Below are 13,795 nucleotides of genomic sequence, written 5' to 3' on the forward strand. Positions count from 1 at the left end.
AGGTTGGAAGATCACCGCCCGGCGTGATCTGCGCAATCCACGTCGAGAGTTTGGCTAAGTTCGGCGAGGCTCACCGCCGCCAATCGCTTGACCAGCAATGCCTCGGCATCGCGCAGGGCATCATCGACCGCCGCATTGACAAGCCGCTCGACCGCGCAATCCGGATGTGAGTGCTCGTTGCCGATTGCAAATAGCCTGGGGCCGCCGACCGCGCGATAGACATCGAGCAGCGATACACGTTCCAGATCGCAGGCAATGACCCAGCCACCGCCATGCCCCTTGTCTGACCGGACGTAGCCCGCATCGCGCAACCCCGCCATCGTGCGACGAACCACGACCGGATTGGTCCGCAGCATCACGCCGATGGCTTCCGAGGTCATAGGTCCTTGATGACGCCCCATATGGAGCAAGACATGCAGCATTCGGGAGAGGCGGGTGTCGTTTCGCATGGCTGATCTTTCGCATAGATCGCGCCATTGGCAAGAACAGTCGATCATGATACTTTATAAGTTACGTGATTCGAGAGGTCGAGGAAATGCGGGAATTCGAAAGCCAAGATCACTGGGACAGAGCGGCCAGCCATTATCAGCGGACTGCGCACCCTTTCACCGCGCTCTTTGCGGAGGCGGCGCTCGCGCGCATCGACCTTTCGCCCCAGAGCTATGTCCTCGATGTAGCAGCCGGAACCGGCGCCCTCGCGCTGGCGGCGGCGCGCACCGGGGCACGGGTGCTGGCGACCGACTTCTCGCCCGGCATGGTGGCATGCATTGCCGCCCAGGGATGTCCAAACGTCGAGGCGCAGGTGATGGACGGACAGGCGCTTGACCTGCCCGACGCTCAGTTCGATGCCGTCTTTTCGATCTTCGGCGTCATCATGTTCCCCGATTGGCGAAAGGGTCTCGCGGAGATGCTGCGGGTTACGCGGCCGGGCGGGCATGGCGTCGTCGCGACCTGGCAGAGCCGGGGCGCCGCGACCTTCCTGCTGCTGGGTGAAATCCGGCAGAAGCTGTTCCCTGATCGTACAGGTATGGCAATGCCTGAAGCCGTACACACCCTGAGCGATCCGGAAGATTTCGCCCGCGCCCTCATCGCTGCCGGCTATCGCGCGCCCCGGATCGAGGCGGTGACCCACGATTTTCTACTCGAGGTGGCGGCGCTTGACGCGCCTGATACTCTGTTCGGCATGTCGCCGGACTGGACGAGCCTGAACGACGTGGAAAAGGCGGCGGTGATTGCCGAGGTGCGAGACAGGGCCGGTGATCGTCTGGTCCTGCCCATACCCTCGACCGCGCTCATTGGCGTGGCGGAACGATAAGCTCCCCTTCCTCTGCGTAGCACGATCACCGCCAGCCGGCCGCAATGAATGCGCTTGTATCAGGCCCCGCCTCACCCCATCCGCCGCCGCAGATCGTGCACCGGGCCGAAGCGCACCAGCGCGGCGCCGATGAGGGGGAGCGCGACGATCCACAGGCGCACGCCGGTGATGCCGAGCGGACTGGCGATGCTGAAGACGGCGCTGGCGGCAAGTCCGGCCGAGATCAGCAGCAGGCCGGCGATCAGGCGCCATCCGGGAATCGGTTTGTTTTCCCGTTCCAACACCTGACGGCTCGGGCGCTCGAAACGGGCGAACAGCAGGATCAGCGGCACCAGCGCGGCGATATAGAGCGCGAACCACACCGGGCGGGCGAGCCACCAGGCTGGCGTGCCGGGCATCACCTCGAGCCCGACGCCGCCGAGCAGCCAGGCGCCGACCATGATCGCCACGAAGGCGGTCAGGTGCCACAGATAGATGGTCATGATCATGCCGTTGATCAGCACGACGCCCGTCCACAGCCGCAGATCATCCAGCAGCCGCCGCGCGGCGGGCTGAAGCGCCAGGGCGAAGCCGGTCTGGGCGATGCCCAGCGCCAGCAGCGCGACCGTCGGCGGCATGGAATTGCTGAGCGGCTCGCCCGGCACGCCGATCATGGCGACGGGATAAGGCCCGAGCGCCACCAGCAGCACCAGCGCGGCAAGGCCGCCCAGGCCCCAGAGCAGCGCCCGCGCGGGGCGCTCGAAGACGCCCTCGCTCCAGGCGTAGCCCAGCTGATGGACGGCCAGCCAGACGAAGGCGAAGTTGAGAAAGTTCACATAGGGCACGTGCAGGGCCAGCGTCGCCGCGTCGATGGCGACCGCGCCCGCGGCCAGCACCCAGAACGAGCCCAGTCCGAACCGGCGCCACAAGGCGGCGGTCCACGGCACCACGGCCGCGACCATGAGATAGACGGCGAGGAACCAGACCGGAATGAGCGCCAGCTGCGCCGCCAGCCGGACGATCTCCCGGTCCACGCCCATGACCGTGCCGAACAGAGCAAACAGCGTCCAGATCAGAAACAGCGGCAGCACCGGATTGACCAGCCGCTGCAGCCGGCCGGTGAACCATTCGGCATAGGTGCCGCCCGTGCGCCGGGTCGCCGCCCACGAAACGTAGTTGGAAAAGCCGCCGACCAGAAAGAAGATGGGCATCACCTGGAAGCCCCAGGTCAGCCACTGGGTCCATGGCACGATGCCGAGCAGATGGCCGCCCTGCACCGCGCCGTTCTCCATGTAGGGCGCCGCCACCAGCCAGTGGCCGATGACCACGGCAAGGATGGAGAAGGCGCGCAGGAAATCCACGTAGCGGTTGCGCTCGGGCGGCGCCTGCCGCGCCAGCGCCTCGGCGCGCGACCAGAGCGTGGGTTTGTCGGGCATTGCGGTCACTCGGTCCTCGTCTTGATCGGCCAGCGCGAAGGGTAGCGCCTGTCCGTGCCGGATGCACGGCCCTTCCCCGATCATCCTTGGGCGAGGCCCCGGATGGCCGTTGTTTTCCCTGAGTTTTTCCTGCCCAGACCCGGCGGAACAAACTTCGGGGATGCGAGTTTTCTTGTTGCGCTGCCGCATAAGACAGCGTCCCTTCACAAGGAACAAGCGCATGACGGACGCCTCTCTCGGGGTGAATGCCCCTGCTTTGCCCGCTCACGGCCACGTCGCGGCCGATCTGCCGCTGTTGATCTGCTTCTCGCACTTGCGGTGGAACTTCGTGTTCCAGCGGCCGCAGCACATCATGACACGGCTCGCGAGAACCTATCAGGTGGTCTATTTCGAGGAGCCGGTATGGGTAAGCCGCGAGGCCGCGCCAGGGCTGAACTACCACCATTGCGCGGCGAGCGGCGTCACCGTGGTGACGCCGCGCCTGCCCGAGGGTGCCGCCCAGGTCGATGTCCTGCTGCGCGAGTTGCTGGACGGCCTGCTGGGCGACCCGGCGCGGCGGCCGCCCGTGCTCTGGTATTACACGCCCATGATGCTCGACTTTTCGCGGCATGTGCCGGCCAGCCTCGTCGTGTATGATTGCATGGACGAGCTGTCGAACTTCCGCTTCGCGGCATCCGATCTGGGCCAGCGCGAGTCCGATCTGCTGCGCCGCGCCGACGTGGTGTTTACCGGCGGCTACAGCCTGTACGAGGCAAAACGGGACCGCCATGTGAACATCCATCCGTTTCCCAGCAGCGTCGACAAGGCGCATTTCGCCCAGGCGCGCGACCTGTCCGGCGAGGCCGCCGAGGACCAGCGCGGCATTCCGGGCCCAAGGCTCGGCTATTTCGGCGTCATCGACGAGCGGCTCGACCTCGCCTTGCTGGCCGCCCTGGCCGACGCGCGTCCGGACTGGTCGATCATCATGGTCGGCCCCGTCGTGAAGATCGATCCGGCCGAGCTGCCGCAGCGGCCGAACATCCACTATCTGGGCGGCAAGTCGTACGAGGCCCTGCCGGAATATCTCGCCGGCTGGGATGTGGCGCTGATGCCGTTCGCGATGAACGAAGCGACCCGCTTCATCAGTCCCACCAAGACGCCTGAATACCTCGCCGGCGGCAAGCCGGTGGTCTCGACGCCCGTCTTCGACGTGGTGCGCCGCTATACGGACCTGCCGGCGGTTCATATCGCGGCGGATACGGGCGGCTTCATCGCCGCCTGCGACGCCGCGCTGGCCATGGCCGGCGGGCCCGGCGACTGGCTGAAGACCGTCGACGAGGATCTCGCCCATGTCTCGTGGGACGCCACGGTGAACGACATGAGCCGGCTCATGGACGAGGCGGCGCTGTCGCAGGGAGACAGCGGACATCCCGCTGCACGACAGGGCCGGCGCAAGGTCGATTATCTGGTGGTCGGCGCCGGTTTCGCCGGTTCCGTCCTGGCCGAGCGGCTTGCCGCCGGGCTCGGCCGGAAGGTCATGGTCATCGACAAGCGTCCCCATGTCGGCGGCAACGCCTACGACCGGAAGGACGCGGCCGGCCTGCTGATCCATCAGTACGGCCCGCACATCTTCCACACCAATTCGGCGGACATCGTCCAGTACCTGTCCCGCTTCACCGAATGGCGCCCGTACGAGCACCGGGTGCTCGCGGCCTGCGACGGCACGCTGGTGCCGATCCCGATCAACCGCACCACGCTGAACGCGGTCTACGGGCTCGATCTGGCGGACGACGCGGCCGCCGCCGCCTTCCTCGCCGCGCGGGCCGAACCCCGGCTCCTGCGCACCTCCGAGGACGTGGTGATCGCCAGCGTCGGCCGCGACCTCTATGAGCGCTTCTTTCGCGGCTATACCCGCAAGCAGTGGGGCATGGACCCGTCGGAACTGGACAAGAGCGTCACCGCCCGGGTCCCGACCCGCACCAATACCGACGACCGCTACTTCACCGATGCGTTCCAGCAGATGCCGGCCGAGGGTTACACGCGCATGTTCGAGCGCATGCTCGATCACGAGAACATCGAGGTCAGGCTGGGCACCAGTTATGCCGAGATCATCGGCGAGGTGGAGGCCGGCCACGTCATCTACACCGGCCCCATCGATGAATTCTTCGATTTCCGTTTCGGCAAGCTGCCATACCGGAGCCTGCGGTTCCGGCACGAGACGCTGGACCAGGAATGGCTGCAGCCGGTCGCCGTGGTGAACTATCCGGACGAGGCCGTCGCCCATACCCGCGTGACGGAATACAAGCATTTGACCGGCCAGACCCATCCGCGCACCAGCATCACCTATGAATACCCGGCCGATGCCGGCGATCCCTATTACCCGATCCCGCGCCCAGAGAACCAGGCGCTGTTCAAACGCTACGAGGCGCTGGCGGCGGCGACGCCGGGCGTGACCTTTGTCGGCCGCCTTGGGACCTACAAATACTACAACATGGACCAGGTCGTCGGTCAGGCGCTGGCGACATTCCGGCGCATCGCGGCGAGGACGGCTTCGGCCGGTGGTCCCGCGCCCGGCGACGAAATGGCGGCGGCGGCCGAGTAGCCGCCGCGATGCCCGCCGCTGGCGGCACCACGCTGTTCCGGAGCTTCTTCCAGGGCGGCTTCGAATGCTCGACGCACCGCCGCCTTGACGGGCGGCGGCTCGACGTCATCGCCGCCATCGGCCATGACCGCCATGCCCTCGAAGACTACAGGCAGCTTGCCGGCATGGGGATCGAGACGGTCCGCGATGGCTTTCGCTGGCACCTGATCGAGCCATCGCCGGGACACCATGACTGGTCCAGCCTGATCCCCATGCTGCGCGCGGCGCGTCAGTCCGGCGTCCAGGTCATCTGGGATCTGCTGCACTATGGCTGGCCCGACGACATCGACATCTGGCGGCCCGCCTTCGTGTCGCGTTTCGCCGACTTCGCGGGCGCGGCCGCGAAAATCGTGAAGTCGGAAAGCGACGGCGTTCCGTTCTATGCACCGATCAACGAAATCTCGTTCCTGTCCTGGGCCGGCGGCGACGCCGGGTATCTCAATCCGTTCGCCAATGGCCGGGGTTTCGAGCTCAAGGTGCAGCTGGTGCGCGCGGCGCTGGCCGCCATGGACGCCATCCTGGCCGTGGACCCGAGGGCACGGTTCGTTCATTGCGACCCCGCCATCAACATCGTCGTCCACCCGACCCGTCCCGAAGAGCATGGCGCCGCCCGGGGACATCATGAGGCCCAGTTCCAGGCATGGGACATGATCGCTGGCCGGCTGTGGCCGCAACTGGGCGGCGCGCCCCGCTGCCTCGACATCATCGGGGTCAATTATTACCCCAACAACCAGTGGATTCTCGGCGGCCCGACGATGCAGAGAGGCGACCCGCTGTACCGTCCGTTCCGCCACCTGGTCGCCGACATCCATGCCCGCTACCAGCGCCCGCTCTTCATCGCCGAAACCGGCACCGAAGGCGACGACAGATCCGGCTGGCTCTCCTACATGATCGAGGAAGCGCAGGCCGCCATGGCCATGGGCGTGCCTCTGGAAGGACTCTGTCTCTATCCCGTGGCGGACCACCCGGGATGGGATGACGACCGTCCGTGCCCGAACGGCCTGCTCGGCGCGTCGGTGTCGGCGGCCGGAAGGGAGGTCCACGCTCCACTGGCCGAGACCCTGAAAAGCCGGCTCGTGGCCGCCGCGCGGGGCGACGTCCCGGCCGCTGCAGGAACCGCTTCTGCGTCCGCGCGTTAGGATATCGAACATTCATGGGTGGTTCAGACCGGAACCACCAACCTCACCCCGGCCAACAATCACTCAGGCACAGGAGGACGTGATGAAGAAAACACTGATTGCCGCCGCCGCCGCGTTGCTGGCCATCACCAGCGCGCCGGCCATGGCGCAGAATGCCGACTACCGCCAGTACAAGCAGGACCAGCGGATCGACCACGGCGTGCACAATGGTGAATTGACGCGCGGAGAAGCGCGCAATCTGTACCGCCAGCAGGACCGGATCGACCGCTACGAAGATCGTGCGTTGCGCGATGGCCGCCTTTCCTACCGCGAGCGTCAGAAACTCGACCGGAAGCAGGACCGCGCATCCGACCGGATTTATCGGAAGAAGCACAATGGCCGGGACTATTGGTGACCGGGCTCACCAGAATTTCTCCGGCCATGGCGGGGCCATACGTCACGGGGAGAGTGCGATGAGCCGCGTGAGCGTGTTTGCTCTTGCGGCCATCGTCTCCCTGGTCGGCGGCACCGTCTGCGCGCAAGACGCCGATCCGGGCCGGCCGATGGGCTCGCCTCAAGGGACGCAGGCCTGCACGAACGATCCGGCGCTGATCAATGATGTCCGCGCCTACGATCCGGCCTGTGTCGAAGACACGCCGACGCTGAAGCCGAAAACGGAAGATGCCTTGCCGGCGCCCGAAATGGATACGCCTGACTCGGACGCCGCGACGGTGGACCCGGCCTCCGGAACCTCGGACACGACCACGCCGGTCGGGCCATAACCAGCCCAAGCGTCACGACAAGGAGCCCGAGCGCGAGGCGGACGTGGCGATCACTGCCGAATTCGGGCTCACGCCGCCGGTCGAGAACGCCGGTTTCAAGCGCACGTTGACATCTTGGCGCGTCGCCGCGATCACCATTGTCCTCGGCTTCATTATTTGATTTTGGTGCTGCAGATCATCGTGTAGCGCCAGCCGCCAAACACGGTCCGCCATTGCGGCGTTGGTGCTAGACTTTCCCCATCGTCAACCATGAGGAGACATTTCATGAGCACGTTTGGTTCGGCCAAATGGCAGGGCGGCATCAAGGACGGCAAAGGCACCATCTCGACCAAGAGCGGCGCGCTGAGCGATTATCCCTATGGCTTTTCCAGCCGCTTCGAGGGCAAACCGGGCAGCAATCCGGAAGAGCTGATCGGCGCGGCCCACGCCGCCTGCTTCACCATGGCGCTGTCGCTGATCCTGGGCGAGGCCGGCTTGACCGCCGACCGCATGGAAACCAGGGCGGACGTCACGCTGGTGAAGAAGGATGACGGCTACGCCATCACCGCCGTGCATCTGAGCCTGACCGGCAAGGTGCCCGGCGCCGACAAGGCGACCTTCGAGGAGCTGGCCAGCAAGGCCAAGGCGGGCTGCCCCGTCTCCAAGCTGCTGAAGGCCGACATCACGCTAGACGTGACCCTGGAAGGCTGAGTCCGCTCAGGCGGTATAGCCGCCATCGGCGGTGAGTACCGAGCCGGTCACGAACGACGCCGCCGGGCTGGCGAGAAACAGCACGGCGGCGGCGATTTCCTCCGGTCTGCCATAACGGCCCAGCGCGTTGGCCGCGCGCTGGATATCGGCGAAATCGCCGATGGCGGGATTCATGTCGGTTTCCACCGCGCCCGGTTGAACCACGTTGACAGTGATGCCGCGCGGGCCCAGATCGCGCGCCGCGCCCTTGCTGTATCCCACGATGGCGGCCTTGGACGCCGCGTAATCGGCGACACCGGGGAAACCGGCGCGGGTCGCGGCGCCCGAGCCGATGCTGATGATCCGCCCGCCATCGCCCATGACACGCGACGCACAGCGGATCGCCGTGATCACACCCATGACGTTGACCGAGTACTGGCGCGTCAGCGCGTCCACGTCGGTATCCGGACTGTCGACCGGCCCGCCGATGAAACTGCCTGCGTTGTTCACCAGAATATCGAGGCGGCCAAAGGCTTGCATCACCTGCCCGATCAGGCTCTCGACCTGCGCCGTGTCGCCCTGATCCGCCCGGATCGCCATCGACCGGACGCCGCCGGCATGAAGTTCGGCCGCGAGCGCTTCGGCCTGGGCGGCCGATGCCGAATAGCTGATCGCCACATCGGCGCCCGCGCCGGCCAGCGCGCGGGCCGTCGCCGCGCCGATGCCGCGCGCCGCCCCGGTCACCAGCGCGACCTTGCCCGACAGCAGACTCATGCCGCCGGCTTCACGCGAATGAGCTTGCCGCCTTCGCCATCGGTCAGGATGTAGAGCAGACCGTCCGGCCCCGTGCGCACGTCGCGAATTCGCGCGCCCAGTTCCTCGAACATCACTTCTTCACGGGCGACCTTGCCATCCTTGATGTCGATGCGGTGGATGTTCTGCGCCGCCAGCGCCCCGACGAACAGCGAGCCGTTCCACTGCGGAAAGGCATCGCCCCGGTACAGTGTCAGGCCGCAGGGCGCGATGGACGGCGTCCAGCCGACGATGGCGTTCTCGGTGCCCTTGAAGTCCTTGTAGGGCGTGATGACCGCGCCGGAATAATCGACGCCTCTGGTGGCCAGCGGCCAGCCATAGTTCTTGCCCTTTTCGATGATGTTGAGCTCGTCGCCGCCGCGCGGGCCGTGCTCATGGGCATAGACACGGCCGCTTTCGCCGTCATGAACGATGCCTTGGGCATTGCGGTGGCCATAGCTCCAGATCTCGGGCAACGCGTCCTTGCGGCCGACGAAGGGATTATCCGCGGGAACGGTGCCGTCATCGTTGAGGCGAACGATCTTGCCGTAATGATTGTCCAGCTTTTGCGCCTGTTCGCGGTAGTTGAAGCCGTCGCCGCCGGTCACCAGCAAGGTGCCGTCGGGCAGGAACACCATGCGGCCGCCATAATGGACCGAGGTCTTGCGGGCCGGGGCACTCTCGAAGATCACCTTCAGATCCTTCAGCGCCGCGCCGTCGAGCCGCGCCCGCGCCACCCGCAGCGTGTTGCCGCCGTCGCCCGCGTGGGCATAGGAAAGATAGACCAGCTTGTTCTCGGCGAATTTCGGGTGCGGAATGGCCTCGAAAAGCCCGCCCTGGCCGGCGAACTCGACCGCCGGGACACCGGAGAGGGGAGCCGAGACCTTGCCGCCGCGCACGATGTGGACCTGGCCTGTCAGTTCGGCGAGCAGCATGCTGCCATCGGGAAGGAAGGAAAGGCCCCAGGGATGGTCCAGGCCCTCGGCGACAGTCTCTGTCACATAGGGTTTTGCCTGCGCGGCCGAGGGCGCCGGAGCGGCAAGCAGAGCGTACAGCGCCAGCATTCCCGCGCCGCAGCCGGCGGCAAGCCGCCGGACCATCGCCTTTGTCATGGACTTCCTCCCGTCATATCCCCAAAGATGCGACTAACTTAGCGCGTAAAGCGCAAAAGGGAACTGGGGGATCAGATGGGGAAAATGAAGCTCGTGCTGGCCTATGTGGCCGCGGTCATCGTCGCCGCGGTCCTGGGCGTGGCGGTCAACACGCAGTTCGTGGTCAACGGACTGAACGAACTGGGCGCGGGTATCGGGGCGCCCGAGCGCCTCGGCATCGCCGCCAACGACGTGATCGGCATGGGACCGGTCTACGGCATGTTCCTTGGCGTCGCCCTGGTCATCGGGTTCCTGATTACCGCCCTGGTTCTGCGCCAGCTTCGCTGGCCGCGGGCGCTGGGCTATGCCATCGGCGGCGCCGCGGCCGTCGCGGCCATGCTGGCGATCATGAACGCGGTGCTGGGCATCACCATGGTCGCTGGCGCGCGCACGGCGGGCGGGTTTCTGGCGCAGTGCGCTGTCGGCGCCGTCGCCGGCTGGGTCTTCGCCCGGCTGAGCCGGCGCTGAGGCAAGCTCAGTCTTCCTCTTCGGCCGACAGATCCCTGCCCTTGGTTTCCGGCATCAGCACCAGCCCGATTACGACGGTGGCAAGGGCGATGGTGACTGGATACCACAAGCCAAAATAGACATCGCCCGTCTGGGCTACCATGGCGAAGGACGTGGCCGGTAACAGGCCACCGAACCAGCCATTGCCGATGTGGTAGGGCAGCGACATGGCCGTGTAGCGGATGCGGGTGGGAAACAGCTCGACCAGCGCGGCCGCGATGGGACCGTAGACCATGGTCACGTACAGCATCAGCACCGTCAGGATGCCGATGATCCCCAGCACGCGGCCACCCAGCATGTCCCCCGCGCCCCGGATGCTCACGATGTCATCGTGCCCGGCCACCGGGTAACCCGATGCCGCGAGCGCGGCCGACAGATCCGTCTCGAAACGGGCGGCTCGCGCCGCGAGCGCCGGGCCGGACAGGACCGCCGCGTCATAGGCCTCCACCACGCGTCCGGCGATGACGATCCGCGCTCCTGTCTCGCCCTTGCTGTCGACGGTCTCATAGGCGACCGACCCGCGCGCCAGCGCCGCCTTGGCGATATCGCAGGGGCTGGTGAAACGCGCCACGCCGGCCGGGTTGAACTGGAACGAGCAGGTATCGCGGTTCGTCACCATGGTCACCTGCACCTGCTGCTGCGCCTTGTGCAGCGCCGGATTGGCCAGGCGACTCATGCCCTCGAACAGGGGAAAGAACGTCATCCCCGCCAGCAGGCACCCGGCGAGAATGATCGACTTGCGCCCGATCCTGTCCGACAGGCTGCCGAACAGGATGAACCCGCCGGACCCCAGCACGAGCGCGCAGGCCAGCATGATATTGGCCGTCGAGGGATCGACACGCAGGATCGACTGCAGGAAGAACAGCGAATAGAACTGGCCCGTGTACCAGACCACGGCCTGCCCCGCGAGCAGACCAAACAACGCGATCAGCCCGAGCCGGGCATATTTCCAGCGCCCAAAGGCTTCCGTGAGCGGCGCGCCGGACTGCTTGCCCTCTGCCTTCATCTTGCGGAAGACCGGTGATTCCTCCATGCGCATGCGGATATAGACCGAGACGGCGAGCAGCAGGATGGAGACCAGGAACGGGATCCGCCAGCCCCAGTCATTGAACTCGGCCTCGCCGACCGCGATCCGCGTACCGAGGATCACCACCAGCGACAGCAGCAGGCCCAGAGTCGCCGTCAGTTGAATCCAGCTTGTCCAGGCGCCGCGCCTGTCCGCCGGCGCATGTTCGGCCACATAGACCACCGCCCCGCCATACTCGCCGCCCAGCGCGAGACCTTGCAGGATTCTTAGCGAGATCAGCGCGATGGGCGCCGCCCAGCCGATCGCCGCGTAGTTCGGCAAAAGCCCGACCGCGAAGGTGGACAGACCCATGATGACGATGGTGATCAGGAACGTGTATTTGCGGCCCGCCAGATCGCCCAGCCTGCCGAACACCAGAGCCCCCAGCGGCCGGACCAGGAAGCCGGCGGCGAAGGCCAGCAGGGCGAAGACATTGCGCGTCGATTCGGGAAATGCGCTGAAGAATTGCTGGCCGATGATCAGCGCCAGCGACCCGTACAGGAAGAAATCATACCACTCGAAGACCGTGCCCAGCGACGATGCCAGCACGACCCGTCGCTCTTCGCGGGTCATGCGGCGCACGGGACGGGCCTCGCGTTTGCGGAGAGTCAGGGCCATCAGACCGCACGCGCGGCGAAGCCGCGAAGGGAACTCATCGGCGTCTCGCTCCGGCCAGCCAACAGCCAGCAGCGGCAAGTCGGTCGCCGCGCATCCCTTGCCCCATGAACCCTCATCACCCCTCCGCCCGATCGTTACGCAAGAGTAGCCCCCTTGCAGTGTCCTGCCAACAGCGCGCCGTGCCTCGACCGGCAAGGCGCGGGACGTGAGCACGATAAAAGCTTCAAATTTTAACATTACCTCGCCGCACCCCCAGTCTTGAGGGATTGCTTCAGCAAGTTAGTGAAAGTCATCATTCACAAAGGGGCCATATCGAAAAACAAAAAATAAGACATCGAACTGGGGTTGTAGGGGGATCTACTTCGACCAATCGAGAAAGAGGGAGCAGTTAAGTGATATATAAGTCCAGAAATGGCCCGGCATCAGTGCGCCTATGGGTCGACTATTTGAGCGGAGCACATCGACACCCTGTCTTTAAACACAAGGCCGTCAAGCTGGCCATGCTTGCGACGGTCTTTTCCAGCCCCATGGGATATGTCTCCCCCGCCCAGGCGCAAGTTCTGGATGTTTGCGCGGGGTTGAGCGTGGATATCAATACACCGGATATCGACCTGGGCATCGTCACCGTTCCTGGACTTGACCTGTCGCTGCCCGTCCTGGCGGGCGCGTCTGTACTGGGTCCGAACGCTGCCTGTACCGTCAGCGCCACGACAGTGGTCGGTGATGTGGGCAGCTTCGATACCGTCATTGGCGGTACCGGCAGCTTCGACACCGTCATCGGCGGCACCGGTAGCTTCGACACGGTCGTCGGCGGCACCGGTAGCTTCGATACCGTCATCGGCGGCACCGGGAGCTTCGACACGGTCGTCGGCGGCACCGGTAGCTTCGACACGGTCGTCGGCGGCACGGGCAGTTTCGACACCGTCATTGGCGGTACCGGCAGCTTCGATACTGTCGTCGGCGGCACCGGTAGCTTCGATACCGTCATCGGCGGCACCGGTACCTTCGACACGGTCGTCGGCGGCACCGGTAGCTTCGATACCGTCATCGGCGGCACGGGCAGTTTCGACACCGTCATTGGCGGTACCGGCAGCTTCGATACTGTCGTCGGCGGCACCGGCAGTTTCGACACCGTCATCGGCGGCACCGGTAGCTTCGACACGGTCGTCGGCGGCACCGGCAGTTTCGACACGGTCGTCGGCAACACCGGTAGTTTCGACACCGTCATTGGCGGTACCGGCAGCTTCGACACGGTCGTCGGCAACACCGGTAGTTTCGACACGGTCATCGGGAACACCGGCAGCTTCGACACTGTTTCCGCCGGCACGGTCTCCACTGACACCGTTCAGGCGACCACCGGCAGCTTCGACACCGTCTCCGCAGGCACGGTCTCCGCTGACACCATTCAGGCGACCACCGGCAGCTTCGACACCGTCTCCGCAGGCACCGTCTCGGCTGACACCGTTCAGGCCACCACCGGCAGCTTCGACACCGTCTCCGCAGGCACGGTCTCCGCTGACACCGTTCAGGCGACCACCGGCAGCTTCGACACCGTCTCCGCAGGCACGGTCTCCGCTGACACCGTTCAGGCCACCACCGGCAGCTTCGACACCGTCTCCGCAGGCACCGTCTCGGCTGACACGGTTCAGGCCACCACCGGCAGCTTCGACACCGTCTCCGCAGGCACGGTCTCCGCTGACACCGTTCAGGCGACCACCGGCAGCTTCGACACCGTCTCCGCA

General features: G+C 65.8%; 11 protein-coding genes and 2 pseudogenes. 8 read left to right on the forward strand and 5 right to left on the reverse strand.

The window, feature by feature from the left end; translation table 11 throughout:
- Positions 1–11: 11 nt before the first annotated feature.
- Positions 12–449, reverse strand: coding sequence for an Rrf2 family transcriptional regulator (locus WJU17_RS10890; protein ID WP_346327351.1), 438 nt, complete (start codon positions 447–449; stop codon positions 12–14).
- Positions 450–535: 86 nt separating this feature from the next.
- On the opposite strand from WJU17_RS10890, the gene WJU17_RS10895 reads away from it, so the two are divergent.
- Positions 536–1,315 carry a methyltransferase domain-containing protein gene (locus tag WJU17_RS10895; protein ID WP_346327352.1) on the forward strand — a complete coding sequence of 260 codons (780 nt, stop codon included), beginning with the start codon at positions 536–538 and terminating at the stop codon, positions 1,313–1,315.
- 71 nt (positions 1,316–1,386) lie between these two features.
- Here WJU17_RS10895 and WJU17_RS10900 read toward each other — a convergent pair whose 3' ends face one another.
- Complete coding sequence (locus WJU17_RS10900) at positions 1,387–2,730, reverse strand: acyltransferase (protein ID WP_346327353.1); 1,344 nt, start codon at positions 2,728–2,730, stop codon at positions 1,387–1,389.
- Positions 2,731–3,082: 352 nt separating this feature from the next.
- Here WJU17_RS10900 and glf point away from each other — a divergent pair, with 352 nt between their 5' ends.
- From glf to WJU17_RS10925, 5 genes and pseudogenes are all read left to right on the forward strand, one after another.
- Positions 3,083–5,311, forward strand: a complete 2,229-nt coding sequence (gene glf, locus WJU17_RS10905; protein ID WP_346327434.1) for a UDP-galactopyranose mutase — start codon at positions 3,083–3,085, stop codon at positions 5,309–5,311.
- 32 nt (positions 5,312–5,343) lie between these two features.
- A pseudogene (locus tag WJU17_RS10910) lies at positions 5,344–6,489 on the forward strand (glycosyl transferase family 1); the annotation flags it as partial.
- Between the two features lie 82 nt (positions 6,490–6,571).
- Positions 6,572–6,883 (forward strand): hypothetical protein, encoded by a 312-nt coding sequence (locus WJU17_RS10915; protein WP_346327354.1) that lies wholly within the window; start codon positions 6,572–6,574, stop codon positions 6,881–6,883.
- Between the two features lie 58 nt (positions 6,884–6,941).
- Positions 6,942–7,250 carry a hypothetical protein gene (locus WJU17_RS10920; protein WP_346327355.1) on the forward strand — a complete coding sequence of 103 codons (309 nt, stop codon included), beginning with the start codon at positions 6,942–6,944 and terminating at the stop codon, positions 7,248–7,250.
- Between the two features lie 264 nt (positions 7,251–7,514).
- Complete coding sequence (locus WJU17_RS10925) at positions 7,515–7,940, forward strand: OsmC family protein (protein WP_346327356.1); 426 nt, start codon at positions 7,515–7,517, stop codon at positions 7,938–7,940.
- A gap of 6 nt (positions 7,941–7,946) precedes the next feature.
- Here WJU17_RS10925 and WJU17_RS10930 read toward each other — a convergent pair whose 3' ends face one another.
- Both WJU17_RS10930 and WJU17_RS10935 read right to left on the reverse strand, forming a co-directional pair.
- Positions 7,947–8,693, reverse strand: coding sequence for an SDR family oxidoreductase (locus WJU17_RS10930; RefSeq protein WP_346327357.1), 747 nt, complete (start codon positions 8,691–8,693; stop codon positions 7,947–7,949).
- Positions 8,690–9,823, reverse strand: coding sequence for a PQQ-dependent sugar dehydrogenase (locus WJU17_RS10935; protein ID WP_346327358.1), 1,134 nt, complete (start codon positions 9,821–9,823; stop codon positions 8,690–8,692). The genes WJU17_RS10930 and WJU17_RS10935 overlap by 4 nt, the downstream gene beginning before the upstream one ends.
- A 75-nt stretch (positions 9,824–9,898) precedes the next feature.
- Here WJU17_RS10935 and WJU17_RS10940 point away from each other — a divergent pair, with 75 nt between their 5' ends.
- Positions 9,899–10,330, forward strand: coding sequence for a hypothetical protein (locus tag WJU17_RS10940; protein WP_346327359.1), 432 nt, complete (start codon positions 9,899–9,901; stop codon positions 10,328–10,330).
- Between the two features lie 7 nt (positions 10,331–10,337).
- On the opposite strand, the gene WJU17_RS10945 is transcribed toward WJU17_RS10940, so the two are convergent.
- Positions 10,338–12,008, reverse strand: a complete 1,671-nt coding sequence (locus tag WJU17_RS10945) for an MFS transporter (RefSeq protein WP_346327435.1) — start codon at positions 12,006–12,008, stop codon at positions 10,338–10,340.
- A gap of 629 nt (positions 12,009–12,637) precedes the next feature.
- Here WJU17_RS10945 and WJU17_RS10950 point away from each other — a divergent pair.
- Positions 12,638–13,795 (forward strand): annotated as a pseudogene (locus WJU17_RS10950) (hypothetical protein); the annotation flags it as partial.

Origin of the sequence: Iodidimonas sp. SYSU 1G8 (assembly GCF_039655775.1) — a bacterium.
Classification (GTDB): domain Bacteria; phylum Pseudomonadota; class Alphaproteobacteria; order SMXS01; family SMXS01; genus RI-34.

Excerpts from the sequence above, each read along its gene's own strand:
- WJU17_RS10890 (WP_346327351.1), bottom strand. The coding sequence starts at position 449 with ATGCGAAACGACACCCGCCTCTCCCGAATGCTGCATGTCTTGCTCCAT.
- WJU17_RS10895 (WP_346327352.1), top strand. The coding sequence starts at position 536 with ATGCGGGAATTCGAAAGCCAAGATCACTGGGACAGAGCGGCCAGCCAT.
- WJU17_RS10900 (WP_346327353.1), bottom strand. The coding sequence starts at position 2,730 with ATGCCCGACAAACCCACGCTCTGGTCGCGCGCCGAGGCGCTGGCGCGG.
- glf (WP_346327434.1), top strand. The coding sequence starts at position 3,083 with ATGACACGGCTCGCGAGAACCTATCAGGTGGTCTATTTCGAGGAGCCG.
- WJU17_RS10915 (WP_346327354.1), top strand. The coding sequence starts at position 6,572 with ATGAAGAAAACACTGATTGCCGCCGCCGCCGCGTTGCTGGCCATCACC.
- WJU17_RS10920 (WP_346327355.1), top strand. The coding sequence starts at position 6,942 with ATGAGCCGCGTGAGCGTGTTTGCTCTTGCGGCCATCGTCTCCCTGGTC.
- WJU17_RS10925 (WP_346327356.1), top strand. The coding sequence starts at position 7,515 with ATGAGCACGTTTGGTTCGGCCAAATGGCAGGGCGGCATCAAGGACGGC.
- WJU17_RS10930 (WP_346327357.1), bottom strand. The coding sequence starts at position 8,693 with ATGAGTCTGCTGTCGGGCAAGGTCGCGCTGGTGACCGGGGCGGCGCGC.
- WJU17_RS10935 (WP_346327358.1), bottom strand. The coding sequence starts at position 9,823 with ATGACAAAGGCGATGGTCCGGCGGCTTGCCGCCGGCTGCGGCGCGGGA.
- WJU17_RS10940 (WP_346327359.1), top strand. The coding sequence starts at position 9,899 with ATGGGGAAAATGAAGCTCGTGCTGGCCTATGTGGCCGCGGTCATCGTC.
- WJU17_RS10945 (WP_346327435.1), bottom strand. The coding sequence starts at position 12,008 with ATGACCCGCGAAGAGCGACGGGTCGTGCTGGCATCGTCGCTGGGCACG.